This is a genomic window from Exiguobacterium indicum HHS 31, from assembly GCF_001939065.1.
Taxonomy (GTDB): Bacteria; Bacillota; Bacilli; order Exiguobacteriales; family Exiguobacteriaceae; genus Exiguobacterium_A; species Exiguobacterium_A indicum.
The window spans coordinates 86,532-104,378 of the sequence record NZ_MPSZ01000006.1; the positions used below are offsets into that span (position 1 = coordinate 86,532).

21 protein-coding genes are annotated in these 17,847 nt (G+C 50.1%); all 21 read right to left on the reverse strand.

Translation table 11 applies throughout. The features are described from left to right. Positions 1-102 precede the first annotated feature (102 nt). The 21 genes from N179_RS13225 to rpiB all read right to left on the reverse strand — a co-directional run bounded on the left by N179_RS13225 (position 103) and on the right by rpiB (position 17,845). Entirely contained in the window at positions 103-342 is a 240-nt protein-coding gene (locus N179_RS13225) for a DUF1146 family protein (protein ID WP_235515945.1), read from the reverse strand. A 312-nt stretch (positions 343-654) separates the two neighbouring features. After that, the gene (locus tag N179_RS13230) at positions 655-1,068 is read right to left on the reverse strand and encodes a F0F1 ATP synthase subunit epsilon (protein WP_029342737.1); all 414 of its coding nucleotides are present in this window, start codon (positions 1,066-1,068) and stop codon (positions 655-657) included. A 26-nt stretch (positions 1,069-1,094) separates the two neighbouring features. Beyond that, a complete protein-coding gene (gene atpD, locus N179_RS13235; RefSeq protein ID WP_023469494.1) occupies positions 1,095-2,513 on the reverse strand; it encodes a F0F1 ATP synthase subunit beta in 1,419 nt (472 codons plus the stop codon). A 36-nt stretch (positions 2,514-2,549) separates the two neighbouring features. Next, a complete protein-coding gene (gene atpG / locus N179_RS13240) occupies positions 2,550-3,401 on the reverse strand; it encodes an ATP synthase F1 subunit gamma (RefSeq protein ID WP_058704130.1) in 852 nt (283 codons plus the stop codon). A 42-nt stretch (positions 3,402-3,443) separates the two neighbouring features. Next, on the reverse strand, positions 3,444-4,952 hold the full coding sequence (gene atpA / locus N179_RS13245; protein ID WP_035395863.1) for a F0F1 ATP synthase subunit alpha: 1,509 nt from the start codon (positions 4,950-4,952) through the stop codon (positions 3,444-3,446). A gap of 19 nt (positions 4,953-4,971) precedes the next feature. Continuing rightward, positions 4,972-5,505, reverse strand: a complete 534-nt coding sequence (locus tag N179_RS13250) for a F0F1 ATP synthase subunit delta (RefSeq protein WP_023469497.1) — start codon at positions 5,503-5,505, stop codon at positions 4,972-4,974. After that, positions 5,505-6,038, reverse strand: a complete 534-nt coding sequence (gene atpF / locus N179_RS13255) for a F0F1 ATP synthase subunit B (RefSeq protein WP_023469498.1) — start codon at positions 6,036-6,038, stop codon at positions 5,505-5,507. Before atpF ends, N179_RS13250 begins: the two co-directional genes overlap by 1 nt. A gap of 127 nt (positions 6,039-6,165) precedes the next feature. Further along, complete coding sequence (gene atpE, locus N179_RS13260) at positions 6,166-6,378, reverse strand: F0F1 ATP synthase subunit C (RefSeq protein WP_023469499.1); 213 nt, start codon at positions 6,376-6,378, stop codon at positions 6,166-6,168. Between the two features lie 75 nt (positions 6,379-6,453). Then, entirely contained in the window at positions 6,454-7,197 is a 744-nt protein-coding gene (gene atpB / locus N179_RS13265; protein WP_023469500.1) for a F0F1 ATP synthase subunit A, read from the reverse strand. 8 nt (positions 7,198-7,205) lie between these two features. Beyond that, positions 7,206-7,592, reverse strand: coding sequence for an ATP synthase subunit I (locus tag N179_RS13270; RefSeq protein ID WP_023469501.1), 387 nt, complete (start codon positions 7,590-7,592; stop codon positions 7,206-7,208). Then, the gene (locus N179_RS13275; RefSeq protein WP_023469502.1) at positions 7,589-7,807 is read right to left on the reverse strand and encodes an AtpZ/AtpI family protein; all 219 of its coding nucleotides are present in this window, start codon (positions 7,805-7,807) and stop codon (positions 7,589-7,591) included. Before N179_RS13275 ends, N179_RS13270 begins: the two co-directional genes overlap by 4 nt. 777 nt (positions 7,808-8,584) lie before the next feature. Next, positions 8,585-9,718: a non-hydrolyzing UDP-N-acetylglucosamine 2-epimerase gene (gene wecB, locus N179_RS13280; protein WP_075643025.1), complete on the reverse strand. Its 1,134-nt coding sequence runs from the start codon at positions 9,716-9,718 to the stop codon at positions 8,585-8,587. 124 nt (positions 9,719-9,842) lie between these two features. Next, positions 9,843-10,472 (reverse strand): uracil phosphoribosyltransferase, encoded by a 630-nt coding sequence (gene upp / locus N179_RS13285; protein WP_023469504.1) that lies wholly within the window; start codon positions 10,470-10,472, stop codon positions 9,843-9,845. A 72-nt stretch (positions 10,473-10,544) separates the two neighbouring features. Then, a complete protein-coding gene (locus N179_RS13290; protein WP_075643026.1) occupies positions 10,545-11,525 on the reverse strand; it encodes a hypothetical protein in 981 nt (326 codons plus the stop codon). A gap of 132 nt (positions 11,526-11,657) precedes the next feature. Continuing rightward, positions 11,658-12,299, reverse strand: a complete 642-nt coding sequence (locus tag N179_RS13295) for an ABC transporter ATP-binding protein (protein WP_075643027.1) — start codon at positions 12,297-12,299, stop codon at positions 11,658-11,660. Beyond that, positions 12,296-13,324 carry an ABC transporter permease gene (locus tag N179_RS13300; RefSeq protein WP_055969298.1) on the reverse strand — a complete coding sequence of 343 codons (1,029 nt, stop codon included), beginning with the start codon at positions 13,322-13,324 and terminating at the stop codon, positions 12,296-12,298. Before N179_RS13300 ends, N179_RS13295 begins: the two co-directional genes overlap by 4 nt. Before the next feature lie 75 nt (positions 13,325-13,399). Then, on the reverse strand, positions 13,400-14,755 hold the full coding sequence (locus N179_RS13305; RefSeq protein WP_075643028.1) for a HAMP domain-containing sensor histidine kinase: 1,356 nt from the start codon (positions 14,753-14,755) through the stop codon (positions 13,400-13,402). Continuing rightward, complete coding sequence (locus N179_RS13310) at positions 14,752-15,420, reverse strand: response regulator transcription factor (RefSeq protein WP_075643029.1); 669 nt, start codon at positions 15,418-15,420, stop codon at positions 14,752-14,754. The genes N179_RS13305 and N179_RS13310 overlap by 4 nt, the downstream gene beginning before the upstream one ends. 74 nt (positions 15,421-15,494) lie before the next feature. Continuing rightward, positions 15,495-16,754 carry a serine hydroxymethyltransferase gene (gene glyA, locus N179_RS13315; protein ID WP_058264526.1) on the reverse strand — a complete coding sequence of 420 codons (1,260 nt, stop codon included), beginning with the start codon at positions 16,752-16,754 and terminating at the stop codon, positions 15,495-15,497. Between the two features lie 111 nt (positions 16,755-16,865). Beyond that, entirely contained in the window at positions 16,866-17,405 is a 540-nt protein-coding gene (locus N179_RS13320; RefSeq protein ID WP_023469511.1) for a TIGR01440 family protein, read from the reverse strand. Beyond that, positions 17,405-17,845, reverse strand: coding sequence for a ribose 5-phosphate isomerase B (gene rpiB / locus N179_RS13325; protein WP_023469512.1), 441 nt, complete (start codon positions 17,843-17,845; stop codon positions 17,405-17,407). The genes N179_RS13320 and rpiB overlap by 1 nt, the downstream gene beginning before the upstream one ends. Positions 17,846-17,847 lie beyond the last annotated feature (2 nt).

Genomic DNA, 17,847 nt, shown 5'->3' on the forward strand with positions numbered 1-17,847 from the left:
TTCGATGATTGATAAATTGACTGTGTTCTTTCATTAAAGAACAGTGTCCTTTTCCATGGTAATCCAGTTTCACGATACAAGGTTTACAATGAAGTTACAAGTTCAGCTGAATAAGAATTTCAGACGTTGCGCAAAACCCGCATATTCAAGTAAAAAGCGCGCCAGACTGGAACCAAGAGCAACAGCAAGCAGGACACGTAGTAAAACCGCCTGTGGACCTCTAGGATGTTGCAGGAATTTATCCCATTTGATTGGTAACATCACCCACCAAGCAAACAAGATGGCGATCACGTACATGAGCATGCTGATCAGAGCACTAATACCAATTGACGTCACTACCATTGCACCTCTTCTTCATAATTTCTTCAACTTTACCATGATTTCATAAAATGAATGATTGCGCAAACAAAATGACACAAGCTGCATTTATTTTATCGCATAAAATATATTTATTGAAGAGCAAATGAGGAAAATCATGAGCTTTCTGTTGAAGAAATCGTGAAAACAAGGCATATAGTGTTCTTTTACATATTTTTCGCTTCCTAAACCTGATTCCAAGCGCCTCGCTCAGAAAACGCTTCTTCGCACTCATTCATTGATGCGTCGTACAAAAAAAGACCCGATTCCATGAAGGAATCGAGTCTTTGATCGAAATCAGTCGCGACCGTAGTCTTTCAAGCTGAGACGGTTAACTGCTCGTTTCAGTGAAAGTTCAGCACGCTTGAATTCGAGTTCTGATAATTTCGTGTCCTGGAGACGACGTTCTGCACGAACCTTCGCAGCTGCAGCACGGTCGTAGTCGACCTTGTCTGCTTGCTCCGCAGTTTCCGCAAGAACCGTTACAGTATCCTGGCGCACTTCCATAAAGCCACCGCTGATAGCGATCAACGTGCGTCCGCCATCTTCGTGGCGCAACTTCAAGATGCTGATGTCGAGTGGTGTCACGAGTGGGACGTGGTGCGGGAGAACCCCGATCTCACCAGAAATCGTCTTCGCAACGACCATACGGACATCGCCATCATACACTTCGCCATCCGGGGTGACGATATTGACATGAAGTGTGTTCATCTCAAGTCCCCCTTATGCTTTGTCACTTAGACAAGCGCCTTCGCTTTTTCAATCGCATCTTCGATCGGACCGACGAGACGGAATGCTTCTTCCGTTAAGTCATCGTGTTTACCTTCGAGGATTTCTTTGAAGCCGCGGATCGTGTCCTTAACTGGGACGTACGATCCTTTTTGTCCTGTGAACTGCTCAGCTACGTGGAAGTTCTGCGACAAGAAGAACTGGATACGACGCGCACGGTGTACAGTCAATTTGTCGTCTTCTGACAACTCGTCCATACCGAGGATCGCGATGATATCTTGAAGTTCTTTATAACGCTGAAGTGTTTCCTGAACTTGACGTGCAACACCGTAGTGCTCTTCGCCGACGATTTCCGGTGAAAGGGCGCGTGATGTTGAAGCAAGTGGATCCACGGCAGGATAGATCCCCATCTCAGAGAGACGGCGCTCAAGGTTCGTCGTTGCATCTAAGTGAGCAAACGTCGTCGCAGGAGCCGGGTCAGTATAGTCATCGGCTGGTACATAAACCGCTTGGATCGATGTAACCGAACCTTTGTTTGTTGATGTGATTCGCTCTTGGAGCATACCCATCTCTGTTGCGAGTGTTGGCTGGTAACCAACGGCAGATGGCATACGACCGAGAAGGGCCGATACCTCAGAACCCGCTTGTGTGTAACGGAAGATGTTATCAACGAAGAGAAGAACGTCTTGTCCTTGCTCATCACGGAAGTATTCTGCCATTGTCAAACCAGTCAAGGCAACACGAAGACGTGCACCCGGTGGTTCGTTCATCTGACCGAAGACCATCGCTGTTTGTTTGATAACGCCTGAATCCGTCATCTCGTGGAACAAGTCATTTCCTTCACGCGTCCGCTCACCAACACCTGCGAATACCGAGATACCGCTGTGCTCTTGCGCGATGTTGTTGATCAATTCCTGGATGAGGACGGTCTTACCTACACCGGCACCACCGAAGAGACCGATCTTACCACCCTTGATGTAAGGAGCAAGCAAGTCGACGACTTTAATTCCAGTCTCGAGGATTTCAACTTTCGTTGAAAGGTTATCGAAAGTCGGTGCTTTTTTGTGGATCGGAAGACGTTCCACATCAGCAGCGATTTCTTTTTCATCAATTGGGTTACCGAGTACGTTGAAGACGCGACCAAGTGTCGCTTCTCCGACGGGTACCGAGATTGGAGCATTCGTATCGAGTACTTCCATTCCACGGCGTACTCCATCCGTAGAGTCCATCGCAATGGTACGGACGACGTCGTCACCAAGGTGCAGGGCGACCTCAAGCGTCAAGTCGATAGCCACTTCTTCTACAGTTTGCGGCGTATATTGAATACGAAGCGCGTTGTAGATGTTCGGTAAGTGTCCTTCGAACTTAACGTCGATGACAGGTCCCATGACCGCGACGACGCGGCCTTTTAAACCGAGTTCGTTCATCGTGTTTCCTCCTACCTATCGTTACGCCAGTCGGGGTTACTGCTGCGCAGCAGCCCCACTGACGATCTCTGTGATTTCTTGCGTGATCGCAGCTTGTCGAGCTCGGTTGTAGACGAGAGTCAATCGACCGATCAAGTCATCTGCGTTATCTGTCGCACTTTGCATTGCTGTCATACGTGACGCATGTTCTGCTACTTTCGCGTCAAGAAGCGCACCGAAGATCAAGCTCTCCGCATAACGCGGGAGGAGTTCAGCAAGGATTTGTTCCTCGCTTGGCTCGTACTCATAAGTCGTCGAAGACGAAGCTTCGATTTCTCCGAGTGGGAGAAGAGTTTCGACTTTCACTTCCTGGCTGATGACAGATAAGAAGTGGTTGTAGCACAGCTTGAGCTCGTCGATTTCGCCAATCGTGAACGCACTCACTGTGCGCTTCACGATCTCAGCGACGTCGACATACGAAGGAGAATCGTTCAAGCCTGTGATCGCATCCGTGACCGTGATTCCGCGTGAACGGAAGAACTGGACACCGACTTTACCGACCACGAAGAGAACGTAACTGTCCGTAGTATGCTTTTCTTTGATTTCCCGGTAGACTTCACGCAGCACGTTGGCGTTATATGCACCAGCTAAGCCGCGATCCGATGTGATGACGATATAGCCCGTCTTTTTGACGGGACGTTTCTCGAGCATCGGATGGCTCGCACCTGTCGTGCCATTCGCAATGGTTCCGAGTACCTCTTGCATTTTCAGCATGTAAGGTTGGAACTTCGCGCTATGTGCTTGAGCGCGGTTCAGTTTCGACGCCGAAACCATGTTCATCGCTTTCGTGATCTGTTTCGTACTTTTCGTCGAGTTGATCCGCGTTTGTATCTCGCGCAACGATGCCATTTCGATTCACCACCTTGTTAGTATCAAGAGCGTTCCGCCGGATTAGACCGTCGCTTGGAACGTTTTCTTAAATTCTGAGATTGCTGCTACGAGCTCTTCGTCTGCTGGAAGGTTACCTGTCTTACGGATCTCATCGCAAAGTTGTTTGCGGTTTTGATCGAGCCAGAGGTTGAGTTCCTTTTCAAAACGACGAATATCCGTTACAGCAACATCATCAAGGTGACCACGAGTCAAGGCATAGATGATGATGACTTGCTTATCGACAGTAAGTGGTTGGTTCAAGTCTTGTTTCAAGACTTCAACTGTCCGCTCACCACGGTTAAGCTTCGATTGAGTCGCTTTATCAAGGTCAGATCCGAACTGAGCGAATGCTTCAAGCTCACGGTAAGATGCGAGGTCAAGACGGAGCGTACCCGCTACCTTCTTCATCGCTTTTACTTGAGCCGAACCACCTACACGCGATACCGAGAGACCCGGGTTGATCGCGGGACGGACACCTGAGAAGAAGAGATCCGATTGAAGGAAGATTTGACCATCCGTGATCGAGATAACGTTCGTCGGGATGTAAGCTGAGATATCCGACGCTTGTGTTTCGATGAACGGAAGGGCAGTCAAGCTACCTGCGCCAAGCTCGTCGTTCAACTTCGCCGCACGCTCAAGAAGGCGTGAGTGGAGGTAGAAGACATCCCCTGGGTAAGCTTCGCGGCCTGGTGGGCGTTTCAAGAGAAGTGAAAGCTCACGGTAAGCAGCTGCTTGTTTTGAAAGATCATCATAGATGACAAGAACGTGTTTGCCTTGGTCCATGAAGTGTTCACCCATCGCGACACCTGCGAATGGTGCGAGGTAAAGAAGTGGAGCTGGCTGTGAAGCCGCTGCCGAAACGACGATCGTGTAATCGAGGGCACCGTTTTTACGGAGTGTCTCGACGACGCCACGGACTGTTGATTCTTTTTGTCCGATTGCGACGTAGATACAGATCATGTTTTCTTCTTTTTGGTTGATGATCGTATCGATCGCGATCGACGTTTTACCCGTCTGACGGTCACCGATGATCAACTCACGCTGTCCACGACCGATTGGAACGAGGGCATCGATCGCCTTGATTCCTGTCTGAAGTGGTTCGTGTACCGATTTACGCGCCATGACGCCAGACGCCTTACGCTCGATCGGGTTGTAGTGTTCTGTTTCGATTGGACCAAGACCATCGATTGGCATACCGAGTGGGTTGACGACACGTCCGAGGAGTGCGTCTCCTGTTGGTACTTCCATGATGCGGCCCGTACGGCGAACAGAGTCACCTTCTTTGATTTCAAGGTAGTCACCGAGGATGATGATACCGACGTTGCCTTCTTCTAAGTTTTGCGCCAAGCCCATTGTGCCGTTAGCGAATTCTACGAGCTCTCCCGACATGACGTTGTCGAGTCCGTGTGCACGAGCGATACCATCACCGATTTGGATGACCGTACCTGTCTCGTTCACTTCCATCGTAGAACCGTACTGCGCGATACGCGCTTTAAGCAGGGCGCTGATTTCTTCAGCTCTAATGCTCATGCGTTTCACCCCTATTTTCTTACGCTTTTAACAGCTCACGCTCAAGGCGCGTTAGTTTAGTTTCGATCGTACCGTCATATGTCGTGTAACCGATTTGAACGCGAAGTCCTCCGATGACACTCGTGTCGACGACGTTCTCGACTTCAAGCGTTTTACCTGATTTTTGGCCAAACGTCTCTTTCACTTTCGTGAGTTCCTCGTCTGACAATTTGTATGCACTCGTGACGATTGCCGTCGCGACATTGCGGTGTTCATTCAACAATGCAATGAAGTGTTCCGGTAATGTAACGATTTCTGCCGCCCGGTCGTTTTCGACCATGACGAGCAATGTGTTCAAGACGATCGAGTTAAAGCCAGTGAAGCTTGTTTGAAGAACTTGCTTGAGCTCTTCAGCAGAAATCGATGGGTTATCTAAAACCGAAGCGAGCTCTGGTGTTGCGTGGAGCACTTCGCCGAGCGTCCGCACATCAGCTTCTGCTTGCTCGAGCACATGGTGCTCAAGCGCAAGATCGAAGAGCGCTTTTGCGTAGCGTCCCGCTACGTGATCACGCATTAGTTCGTGCCCTTAGTATCAGCAAGGAATTGATCGACGAGTGCTTTTTGAGCGGCTTCGTCTGTCGCAAGCTGTGTTTTCATGACGTGGCGTGCTGCAGCGATTGCTTGAAGAGCGACATCGTTCTTCAAAGCAGCTTGTGCTTCAGCGCGTTCACGTTCGATCGCACGGCGAGCTTCTTCCTTACTCATTTCGGATTCAAGACGTGCCTGCTCCATCGCACGTGCTTGCTCTGCTTCTGCCTGACGGCGTGATGCTTCTAAAAGATCGCGTGCTTCCGTACGCGCCTTGTTTAATTCTTCGCGTTGTTGTTCTACGTAGACTTCAGCGTCTTTACGGCTCTTTTCAGCCGAGTTGATCTCGCTAGCCACATGCTCTTCCCGCGCTTTCATCATGTTGACGAGCGGGCCCCATGCGAATTTCTTCAAGAGGATGAGGAGCAAGAGGAAAACGACGATCGTGACGATCATGTTGGCTAATAAGAGTTGGTTGCCTTCGCCGCCAGCCTCTGCCGCAAGATACGTTAGATTCATTCGATTACACTCCCCTCGTGGTTGGTTCAACTTCAATATCTACATAAGGGAGCCTAAGCTCCCGTGACGGTTCACTCAAACGTTGAACGAATAGCGCCCTATGTAGTCCGTTCTCGTTAATCGTGGATTAAGAGTTGAGAAGAAGGAAACCGACCGCTACACCGATGATTGGAAGTGCCTCAACAAGACCGATACCGATGAACATTGTTTGACGAAGTTCGTTTTTGAGTTCTGGCTGACGTGCTTGACCTAATACTGTACCGTTTACGATAAGACCGTTACCGATACCTGCGCCGAGTGCGCCGAGTCCGATGATGATCGCTGTTGCAATAAGATTCATGATAAATTGCCTCCCTAGAGTATGTTCATTGATTTGTCGTGCTGTTATCGGAAAAGCGGATGCTTTACCTTCGAATTAATGGTCGTGCGCTGCCTTATGTCCGATGTAAACCATCGTCAGGATAAGGAAGATATACGCTTGGATACCACCGATGAAGAGTGAGAATCCTTGCCAGATCAACATCGGGATACCCGAGATGATCGCGCCGACTGGTCCGAGGAATTGGAAATCGTTCGTACCAGAGACGATACCGATCGAAAGAATGATTCCGATCATGATTTCACCAGCGAAGATGTTTCCGTAAAGACGAAGACCGAGCGTCAACGTGTTTGCAAACTCCTCGATGATGGTAATGATAAACATCGGCGTCATGAATGTTTTCGCATAAGCGCCGAAGCCTCGCATCTTCACACCGTAGTAATGACTTAAGACTACTACGAGAGATGAAAGTGCCAGTGTCACGTAAGGATCTGCAGTTGGTGAGTTGAACCAAATGTAGTGTCCCGTCACGACGTTGAATGGGAGACCCATGATGTTGGACACAAGGATGAACAGGAATAATGTCATTCCGAACGTAAGGAAGCGACCCCCTGTTTTCCAGTCCATCGTGCTGCTGATGATACCGCGAACGAATTCGAGGAACATCTCCATCACGTTTTGAGCACCGGTTGGCTTCATCACAAGACGTCGCGTACCGGCCACGGCAATCAAGAAGACGAGAGCAGCAGCAATCAATACTGTGATCAAGTTCGTCCAGCTACCGTACAGAACGAAGTCACCCCAGAGTGGGATTTCGTAAAGTGGCATTTCGTGGTTCATTTGACTATTCACCTCTTTTCCCGCTTGAGTTCGTGAGTCAAGAACTCACAAAATTGTATGACGTGGCCGGCGAGAAGGCCTATTACCACCGCAGTTAATGACAATTCAGTTTGATATTTCAAACCGATCATCACACAAAGTACCGCGACCGCCATGCGTGAAACGGTCCCTCGAGACACTGGCTTGCGCCCGGTCTCAATTACACGATACATACGATCGACGCTTAATCGTTGAAGCGTCAAGATCAGAAAGCTGCCAGTTCCACCAAGTGCTAGTCCATAAATGACTGGGTCACTCGGGCGTCCGATGAGCAGCAGGACAGCCAGGATTCCATAAAAGAGTCCAAACCATCGTAAGTACGCACGATACAACGCATCTTGAAGGATGATGTTCATGTCTTCTCCCCTAACAAGTGCCTGATCATGGCGATCATGCAAAGAATGCCGATGAAAATCCCGATGAACACGGCGAACGTCGCACCCATTTTCTCCCACCATTGTTGTTGTTCCCCATAGTTCCCAACCAAAAAGCCAATGACGATCGGTGCAGCCAGTGCCGTCGAAATTTGCGAGGCCATGACCATACTCTTCGCGAGCCCACTTTGGCGCACTAGAGACGACCCCCTTTTTTCCCAATTGTGAGTTCTTTTTCTTTCCCACAATTTGCGGATTTTCATACTAGTCAAGAATACAATGAAGCAGCTTTCATAGTCAAATGAATTCACAATAAAAACAGAGCCGAAAAACCTATACATATCAACGAATGATAAGGTTTTCACAGATGTCATCCGTGCAACTCATTTCACGAAGATGTGAAGAAAATATGTAGTACTATCAACGGTTATAGAGATTGTTCATATGGTGAACAAAACCGTTGAATAGTAACGTTATATCGTGCTACCTCAACCGAAACAAGACCTCTAAAATTGATTTGTGTCGATTTTGTGAAAAAACATTTTCTGTTCACAATTGTAAACGCTTCCTAATCGGGACACAAAAACAGCTCTGACATCTGTTTGTAACAATAGATTTCAACGATTTCCAATTTTTCAATCGTGAGGTGTGTCACAGCCTGAATCGTCATGGTTTATCTTCCAGTTTCAAGGTCATCTGGTTTTACATTTTCTAAACAAATGGGCTGATTTTAGTGGAAATGGTAAGAATCAAAGATGTTATTCCTATAAACTAAAACCTCTTGTCGCCATAGATGTACTAAAACAAAAAGAATCGCTTATTTCACGCGACTCCTACAGGAAAAAGCACAAGTCTTTGTGCTGTCAGAGACAGGTGAGACCTGACTCCTCGTCTAAGGACGATGGAGACGCGGCTTGCGTCTCGCCTGAGGAAAGCAAGTGAATGTAAGCGATTCGGAGAGTACTAGTCGTTTCTCATTGCGTGAGTAGCGGTGCCGGCGCTTCCCCTTGACCGAAGTGATGCAGGATCGCTTGGACGATCCGTTCTGACGCATGACCATCACCGTATGGGTTTGAGGCATGTGCCATTTCTTTATAAAGTGCGTCATTCGTCAACAGTTCGGTTGCCATCTGATAAATCGTCTCTTCTTCTGTTCCGGCAAGCTTTAACGTCCCAGCAGTAATTCCTTCCGGACGCTCGGTCGTATCGCGTAAGACAAGAACCGGAACACCGAGTGACGGCGCTTCTTCCTGTACACCACCGGAGTCCGTCAAGATTAAGTGAGCACGACTCGCGAAGTTGTGGAAGTCGAACACGTCGAGCGGAGCAATTAACGAAATCCGATCATGTCCCTCAAAGACCGTCTTCGCCGCTTCCTGAACAACTGGGTTAAGGTGAACTGGATAAACGACGTGTGTATCCGGGAATGCATCGACGAGACGACGAATCGCGCGGAACATCTGGTGCATCTTCTCGCCTTGGTTCTCACGACGGTGCGCTGTCATCAAGATCAACTTCCGATCCCCGACCGTCTCAAGCATCGGATGGACGTAATCGGCTTGGACCGTCGTTTGCAGGGCATCGATTGCTGTGTTCCCTGTAATATAGACGCCAGCATGACGATTCTCGGACGCAAGGTTCGCTGCCGCTTGTGCGGTCGGAGCAAAATGTAAGTCTGCGAGCGTCGACGTCAACTGACGATTGACCTCTTCCGGGAACGGTGAGTATTTATTATACGTGCGCAGCCCTGCCTCGACGTGACCGACCACGATTTGGTTGTAATAGGCAGCAAGGCTCCCAACGAACGTCGTCGTCGTGTCGCCATGGACGAGGACAAGGTTCGGCTTGATCTCTTTCATGATCGCATCGAGTCCTTCAAGACCACGCGTCGTAATGTCAACGAGAGTTTGACGTTGCTTCATGATGTTCAAATCGTGATCCGGTTCGATTTCGAACAGGGTAAGTACTTGATCGAGCATCTCGCGGTGCTGGGCTGTGATTGTGACATGAACATCAAAAGCAGGGTGTTGCTTCAGGGCGTTGACGAGCGGTGCCATTTTAATAGCTTCCGGTCGAGTCCCGAAAATCGGCATGACTGTAATCGGCATGGTGACTTCCTCCTTTTTTCCTTTTTTCATTAAAACATATTTCAGCAGTCTTGCGCAGTTTACGAAATAGCAACGAAAAGACCGCAGATCATCGTCTGCGGTCTTTTTGTGTATCTTACTATTTTTACTTCGTTCCAAAGAGACGGTCTCCTGCGTCACCGAGTCCTGGGACGATGTAGCCGTGGTCGTTCAACTTCTCGTCGAGTGCCGCGAGATAGATATCGACGTCCGGGTGTTCTTCTTGAACGCGTTTGACGCCTTCAGGTGCTGCACAGAGACATGCGAGCTTAATGCTCTTCGCCCCTTGTTTCTTTAAGGAGGAGATGGCGTCTGCCGCCGAACCACCTGTCGCAAGCATCGGGTCAACGACGACGAAATCACGTTCTGCGACGTCTGTTGGGAGCTTGAGGTAGTATTCCGTTGGCTCGAGTGTCTCCGGATCACGGTACAAACCGATGTGACCGACCTTGACGTTTGGCATCATGCGGAGCATACCGTCGACCATCCCGAGACCGGCGCGGAGAATCGGGACGATCCCGAGTTTCTTGCCTTCGATCATCTTCTGCGTCGTCTTCGTGACCGGTGTCTCGATCGCGACATCTGTGAGTGGAAGGTCACGTGTGATTTCATATGCCATCAATGAAGCCACCTCGTCGACAAGTTCCCGGAATTGTTTCGTTCCTGTTTCGACCTTACGCATGATCGTCATCTTGTGCTGAATCAATGGGTGATCAAATACATGTACTTTACTCATTGTTTGCATCTCCTCTCCATTCTCTTTTCGCATTGTACTCTAAAAGCGCACTGCTTGGGAACTGTTTTTTCGTCAGTCCCCAAGCGTGCTCTTGCCGGAAAGAATCGCTTTCGCCGCGTAAGACCATTCATTGTCCGGCTGTTGTGCGAGTTCTTGCAAGGTCGCGCGATAATCACCTTTTTTATATTTTTGTTCATAGACCGCTTGCATCCAGAGGACATCACTCATGTAACCCGACTTCGGAAAATCCTCACGGTACGCGATATAGTCCGCCTGTGTCGTCTTCTTTAACTTACCAGCGGCAATCAACTTATAAAAACGCGCCATCCCTGCCGTCTCTTTATTTTTCAAGACGTCTGCACTCAACAGGTCATTTGCTTTTTGATAATCCTTTGCTTGGACAGCCGCAACCGCTTCCTTTAATGCGGCTTCCGGTTTCAGACCACTCGTTTTCGTCGTTTTCTTTTCCTTAACCGGCGACTCTTCTTGTTTTACTTCCACTTCCGTCTTTTCCTTCTGATCGGTATTCAATTTCTCGTTTTCTTTTTTTAATTGCTCGACTTCCGTTTGTAAGTCAGCCAACTGTTGCGCAATTTTTTGATCGGTCTCTTCTTTCGGTGCAGCATTTTCTGAAGTAGGAGACCACGCTTGAATACCTACGAATAAGAGGCCGGCCGCTACCACTCCGGTTGCCGCCATCCACCATTGATTCTGATTCACCGCTTGGCGCCACTGTTTTAATTTGTCATGTTTCTGAATCGCTTCCGGCAGCGCCTTGAATCGCTTCTTCGCAAGACGTCGTCCGCCTGCCTTTGAGGCGATCGCAAGACGATATGTATAATATTCAACCGGCATCGGTAAATGTTTCCATTGCAGAAGCCGTGCATCCGCTTGTTCATAAAAGCCTGCTTGTTGCATGATGATGATCGTCTTGAAATCTTCGTACAGTCGTTTGTATTCTGATTTCGTCGTACTCTTCTTCTCCAACCATTTCAACATCTGGCTTCCTGTCGTCGACGCGAGCTCGGCTTGGGTCAACTTCATAATATTCATAACGCGTAAACTCCTTCATTTCCTTTTTTAAAAAGTATAGCAAATTTTTGGAATGACATCGCCTCCTCTTACAAGATTGAATATAAAAAAAGAATCGCTTTCCATTCTCTCGAAAGCGATCCATTCGTTGTCTTATGCTGTATGAATTTTTCCATCCTCGATCCGCCAGATGCGATCACAGACGTCAAGCATCCGTTCATCATGAGTGATGACGATAATCGTCTTGTTTGACTCATGCGCTTGCCGTTGTAATAGCTCCATCACTCGACGCCCATTCGCATAATCGAGATTTGCGGTCGGCTCGTCCGCTAAGACAAGTTGCGGATCATTGACGAAGGCGCGGGCAATCGCGATGCGTTGACGCTCACCGCCCGATAACGCATGCGGCAAATGATCTTTGCGATGTTCGAGTCCGAACATGGCTAGTGCTGCGACCGTATCCACTGTTCGTCCAGCTTCTTTTGCGACGAGTTCCAGTTGCTCCTGGGCTGTCAAAAAGGGTACGAGATGCGACTCCTGAAAGATGAACCCGACTTCCTCAAGACGTAAGCGACGACGTTCTTCGCCCGATGCTTCACTGACGCACGTATCATCAAAATAGACGGCACCTTTTGTTGGTGTCTGCAGTAAACCGAGCAACTGAAGGAGTGTACTTTTCCCACTCCCGCTCGGTCCAACAAGGGCAATCAGTTCCCCTGCTTCTGCCTGTAAGTTGATATCGTGCAAGACGGTCATCTCACCATAACTCTGTTCAATCTGTTCTAACTGAATCATCCGTTCATTCCTCCCATCGCGTCTGCCGCCTCAAGTTTTTTCACCATTCGTAACGGAACGAGCGCTCCGAGGATCGCTGTTACGAGTAAAATGCCGCCGTACATCAGACTCGTCGACCATTCAAATCGGAAGGGAAGATCCGCTGGTAAGAAGCGGCTCGTCAGATAGGTGATAACGACACTGACACCAAAGGCGAGGCTCGTCAGGAGGATGACTTGTACGAGTAGACTCGCACCCATCGTCCGTGTTCGGATGCCGATTGCTTTTAGGACGCCAAGTTGTTTCATCTTCTGCATCGTCAAGATATAGAAGAAAGCTGTCAGAATCAATGCCCCGATGACGACGAGTGCAACCCGCATCATCTGGAAGGAGTTTTGCTCCGCTGCATAGCCTGGCACATTCTCAACGACTGCTTGTTTTGAGAAGACCGCTTGATCCGTTTGTAATGACTGACCGATGTACGCTGAGACGTATGATGCCCCCATCTTCGATTGCCATGCTTGCCACGATTCATCCGTCATCCAGAGGACAGGTGCGTGACTATAACGTCCGTCCGTGACCGTGCCGGCAATCCGGAACGTCTCTTTCGTCCGAAAATCGGTGATTGTATCGCCGACACGGGTTCCGCGTTGTTCCGCGTATGCAGCATCGACGAGCACCTCACCTTTTTGCAATGATTGCAACTGTTTTGGACCATAATTCGTAGTCTCTGGTAACGCAAAGACTGTCACATCATCCTTCGTTCCATTCTTCTTCTCAAGCACCATGTTCTGGACACCGAGCGCTTCCGCGCCCTTCGGTGTCTCATCCGCCCGTAAGAATGAACGGGTCAGCTGCCCTTCCGCATCTTTACTCAGTGCAAACTGCTCGACCGGCAGATTACGGACGGCAGCCCCATTGTCGTAGGCCAGCCCGTCCGCAAGACCGGTGATCATTAAAATCAATAAAACGATCAACATCGTCACGATCGTCATCCAACTGAATCGTCCTTTCATCCGGACGAGTTCTTTCCATCCTAGTTTCATTGCATGATCCCTCCTGTATGTTCGCTACAGGATTGATGATACGACTGCAATATGAACGGAACATGAACGCACGCGTCAAGTACGTAAAAAAATCAATGTCACAGTCAGACCGGATGAATCGGACGACAAGCTCGCATCCCCACCAAGTTGGCGCATCGTCTCTTTGACGATTGCAAGCCCAAGACCCGTCCCGCGCGACGTGCGGGACACATCACCTTGATAAAAGCGTTCAAAGGCATGTTCCATCTGTTGTTCGGTCATGCCTGGTCCTTCGTCCTTGATTCGGACGATGACCTGATTCACTTGTTCTTCCGCTTGAATGTGAATCGTCGCTCCTTCGGCTGAGACCGAAACAGCGTTTCGAATGACGTTTTGGAAAACATGTTCGAGCGCACTAGCATCTGCTTGAATCTGTAGCGCTGCTGGTACATCGAGTGCGACGGCGATGCCTTGCTCATCGAGCTGAAAGGCAAGTGTTGCGAGTGTCGTCTCTAGACTCGCGCGTAGATCGAGTGCTTGCCGCTTAAAGCGCCGTCCTTCATCGAGCTTCGCTAAGATCAATAATTGACGCGTCAGCTCCGACATTCGCGCTGCCTCTTGTTGAATGATCGTCCGTCTCCTGACGTCTTCTCCCGTCACGTCGAGTTGTCCCGCGTACCCCGAGATCGTCGTCAGCGGTGACTGAAATTCATGCGAAACGTTTGCGACGAACCGGCGTCGTTCTGTATCAGACGCTTCGACTGCCGTTGCCATCTCGTCAAATCGCCGGGACAGCTCTCCAATCTCATCGCGTGCCTTCGTTCCGACGCGGATTCCGTAGTCACCGTACGCCATCTGTTCCGTCGCTTTTGTCAGGCGCCGGATCGGACGCACGAGATACCGGATGGAGAAGACAAGCAAGAGGAAGCTGATCACGACCAGCAGTCCGAGAAACAGACCGACGAACAGGTGCAACTCACGGATTTGCCGACTCAAGTCCGGACGGACGAAGATTGCATCCGTTCCTTGCGCCGTCTTGACTGACGTCCCGTACGTATTGATGACTTCATTGTCGAATAGACCGAGCAAGAAGAGGTGGAACGGATACTCACGCATCCCGTAGTACGGTTGACCATTTTTCACTTGCTCGACGATTTGACTTGAGAGCGTTTCATCACGAAATGGATTTCCGTAACGCTCCGTTCCGTCTTCGGTCTGCACATATAGTTGAAAGCCAGTCGCTTGTAACATCCGGTAAAACGATTCCGTCTTTCCGTCACCGTGCGTCTCGTAATAATCAATCGCTGTCTCGACCGCTTCCTCAACTTTTTGGCTATAGCTGTCCTGCCAAAACGAATAGTAGGCGATGTTACTGATTAAAAGCGCGAGTAGTGCGGACACGAGTAGGACGACACAGACGAGTCCGACGATTTTCGTATAGAGGGATCTCATGATTCGACCTCCAACCGGTACCCGAGTCCACGAACCGTCTCAATCTTCACCTGATTCGTCTCCTTTAAGCGTCCACGGAGTCGTTTGATGTGGACGTCAATCGTCCGGTCATCTCCCATGAAATCAAGTCCCCAGACGTGTTCAATCAATTCCTCGCGACTGAAGACCCGTCCCGGAAAACTTGCCAGCTGATGTAATAATTCGAATTCGCGCCGCGGAAGTGTCCACTCGGTCGACTGGATCGTCACGAGCTGACTGCGTTTATCGATCGTGACATCTCCGAGATGTAGGACGGGTTGCGCCGCTTTTTGATAGCGCCGAGCCACGGCGTGAAGCCGAAACACTAATTCTTCCGGATCGAACGGCTTTGTGATGTAATCATCAGCACCTGCTGCAAAACCGTCCCGCTTATCCGTCAGTTCACCGAGCGCCGTCAGCATCAAGATCGGGATGTCCCCGTTTTGCCGTAATCGCTCACACAGGACGAGACCGGTCTGCCCGGGGAGCAAGACGTCGAGTACGGCTGCTTCAAACGTCATCGTCTCGATCCAAGCGAGCGCTTCGTTTCCGTCTGCTGTCGCTCGGACGGAATGTCCGTCGGCTTGTAACGTCGATACGACAAGTGCTTGGATATGTGGATCATCTTCAACGACTAGAATATACATCGTACGCCTCCTTTTTTAGACAAACAAAAATCCCCTTCCCCTTCTCATAACGAAAAGGACGAAGGGGATGACGGTCATCCGCGCTCTGGGTAGAGTGGGAAACGACCTGTCAAAGCAACGACACGCTCGCGTGCTTGTGCGAGAACGTCTGCTTCTTCTGGATGGTTCAAGACGAGTTCGATCAACTCGGCGATTTCTTTCATCTCCGCTTCCTTGAAGCCACGTGATGTCATCGCTGCCGTTCCAATCCGGATACCACTCGTGACGAACGGGCTCGCTGGATCGAACGGAATCGTGTTCTTGTTGACCGTGATGCCGGCTTCGTCAAGTGCATGCTCAGCGAGTTTCCCCGTGATCCCGAGCGGTTGCAAGTCGACGAGGAGCAAATGATTGTCCGTTCCGCCTGAAACGATCCGGAGTCCACGCTTCGTCAATTCCTCACCGAGGACTTTCGCGTTCGTGACGACTTGACCGATGTAGTCCTTGAACTCTGGTGCCAGTGCTTCACCGAACGCGACAGCTTTCGCGGCGATGACGTGCATGAGTGGACCACCTTGGATGCCTGGGAAGATCGCTTTATCGATCGCTTTCGCATGCTCTTCTTTACAGAGGATCATCCCACCACGTGGACCACGCAACGTCTTATGCGTCGTCGTCGTGACGAAGTGTGCATGCTCGACCGGGTTCGGATGCTGACCTGCTGCGACGAGTCCAGCGATGTGTGCCATGTCGACCATCAAGTAAGCACCGACGCTGTCTGCGATTTCACGGAAACGTTTGAAGTCGATGACGCGCGGATACGCCGATGCGCCCGCGACGATTAATTTTGGTTTGTGCTCTTCTGCTAATTGTGCGACGACGTCGTAATCAATCATCTCTGTCTCTTGATCGACACCGTATTCCACGAAGTTGTACTGGACACCGGAGAAATTGACGGGGCTACCGTGCGTCAGATGGCCACCGTGCGAGAGGTTCATCCCGAGGACCGTATCGCCTTGCTCGAGAATCGTGAAGTAGACCGCCATGTTCGCTTGTGCGCCCGAGTGTGGTTGCACATTCGCGTGCTCCGCCCCAAAGATTTCCTTCGCGCGGTCGCGTGCTAAATTCTCAGCGAGATCGACATACTCACAGCCACCATAATAACGGCGACCTGGGTAACCTTCTGCGTACTTGTTCGTCAAGACGCTGCCTTGTGCTTCCATGACAGCTTGCGAGACGAAGTTCTCGGATGCGATCAATTCGATGTTATCCCGTTGACGACCTAGTTCCTGGCGCATTGCCGAAAAGAGTGCCTCATCTTGTTGTTTCAGATACGTAAGCGGTGTTTGTTCCATCTGAATTCCCCCATTTCATTTCGATAGACCTATCTTAACACGAATGTTTCGTTCCCGGCATCCCTAAAAACAACATCAAAAAAGCAAGGGGTGCGCAACCCCTTGCATCAATCATTCGTATTTAGCACGTGCTCCACCGATTAATTTCGGTCGTGTCACGGCTGCCGTCACGTGTGCCTCACCGATTTCCTTGTGCGGCAAACGCACGGGAATCGCAACAGCCTTCAAGTGCATGCCGATGAACGTGTCCCCGATATCAATCCCGGCGTCTGCCTGAATCGCTTCGACGACGACCGGTGCCGAGAAGCGCTGATAGGCAGCACTTGCCATCGATCCACCGGCTTCCGGAACCGGAACGACCGTCACTGGATCAAGTCCGAGTCGCTCTGCCGTTTGCCGCTCAAGCGTCAGCGCCCGGTTGATATGCTCACAGCCTTGGAAGGCAAGATCAACTTGGTGCGACCGACGAAAGGCATCAAACACGTCGAACAACGCGTCCGCGACTTCTGGCGAACCGGCCTTGCCGATTTGTTTGCCGATGACTTCGCTCGTCGAACAGCCGATCACGAGCAATTTTCCTTTTAAGGAAAATCGTTCATCCAGAGCGTTCAGTGCTTCTTCTAAATCGTGCTGGATGCGTGTCAAGTCCATTACTTCACCTCATAATCTGAGATTTTGCAAACGCGGTTCTCATGACGTCCGCCTTCGAATTCCGTTTCAAGCCAAAGCTGTGCGATCTCACGAGCCAGTCCTGGACCGATGACGCGTTCGCCCATCGTTAAGATGTTCGAATCGTTGTGCTGACGCGTCGCTTTCGCACTGAACGTGTCATGGACGAGTGCTGCTCGGATGCCCTTGACTTTGTTCGCTGCGATTCCGATCCCGATCCCTGTTCCACAAATCAAGATACCACGATCAAACTCTCCGCTTGCGACTGCCTCAGCGACTGGAATCGCGACATCCGGATAATCGATCGAGTCGGCTGAATGCGTACCGAAGTCCGTATAGTCGATGCCGAGCTCTTGTAAGAGGTCATTGATTTCTGCCTTTAACTTAAAACCGCCATGATCCGCGCCGATTGCTACTTTCATCT

Coding starts and splice junctions, on each gene's coding strand:
- atpA (WP_035395863.1), bottom strand. CDS start 4,952: ATGAGCATTAGAGCTGAAGAAATCAGCGCCCTGCTTAAAGCGCGTATC.
- N179_RS13270 (WP_023469501.1), bottom strand. CDS start 7,592: ATGAACATCATCCTTCAAGATGCGTTGTATCGTGCGTACTTACGATGG.
- N179_RS13225 (WP_235515945.1), bottom strand. CDS start 342: ATGGTAGTGACGTCAATTGGTATTAGTGCTCTGATCAGCATGCTCATG.
- atpE (WP_023469499.1), bottom strand. CDS start 6,378: ATGAATCTTATTGCAACAGCGATCATCATCGGACTCGGCGCACTCGGC.
- N179_RS13300 (WP_055969298.1), bottom strand. CDS start 13,324: ATGAAACTAGGATGGAAAGAACTCGTCCGGATGAAAGGACGATTCAGT.
- atpB (WP_023469500.1), bottom strand. CDS start 7,197: ATGAACCACGAAATGCCACTTTACGAAATCCCACTCTGGGGTGACTTC.
- glyA (WP_058264526.1), bottom strand. CDS start 16,754: ATGGAACAAACACCGCTTACGTATCTGAAACAACAAGATGAGGCACTC.
- N179_RS13230 (WP_029342737.1), bottom strand. CDS start 1,068: ATGAACACACTTCATGTCAATATCGTCACCCCGGATGGCGAAGTGTAT.
- atpG (WP_058704130.1), bottom strand. CDS start 3,401: ATGGCATCGTTGCGCGAGATACAAACGCGGATCAACTCGACGAAAAGT.
- atpF (WP_023469498.1), bottom strand. CDS start 6,038: ATGAATCTAACGTATCTTGCGGCAGAGGCTGGCGGCGAAGGCAACCAA.
- rpiB (WP_023469512.1), bottom strand. CDS start 17,845: ATGAAAGTAGCAATCGGCGCGGATCATGGCGGTTTTAAGTTAAAGGCA.
- N179_RS13320 (WP_023469511.1), bottom strand. CDS start 17,405: ATGGACTTGACACGCATCCAGCACGATTTAGAAGAAGCACTGAACGCT.
- wecB (WP_075643025.1), bottom strand. CDS start 9,718: ATGCCGATTACAGTCATGCCGATTTTCGGGACTCGACCGGAAGCTATT.
- N179_RS13295 (WP_075643027.1), bottom strand. CDS start 12,299: ATGATTCAGTTAGAACAGATTGAACAGAGTTATGGTGAGATGACCGTC.
- N179_RS13250 (WP_023469497.1), bottom strand. CDS start 5,505: ATGCGTGATCACGTAGCGGGACGCTACGCAAAAGCGCTCTTCGATCTT.
- N179_RS13305 (WP_075643028.1), bottom strand. CDS start 14,755: ATGAGATCCCTCTATACGAAAATCGTCGGACTCGTCTGTGTCGTCCTA.
- N179_RS13310 (WP_075643029.1), bottom strand. CDS start 15,420: ATGTATATTCTAGTCGTTGAAGATGATCCACATATCCAAGCACTTGTC.
- upp (WP_023469504.1), bottom strand. CDS start 10,472: ATGAGTAAAGTACATGTATTTGATCACCCATTGATTCAGCACAAGATG.
- N179_RS13290 (WP_075643026.1), bottom strand. CDS start 11,525: ATGAATATTATGAAGTTGACCCAAGCCGAGCTCGCGTCGACGACAGGA.
- atpD (WP_023469494.1), bottom strand. CDS start 2,513: ATGAACGAACTCGGTTTAAAAGGCCGCGTCGTCGCGGTCATGGGACCT.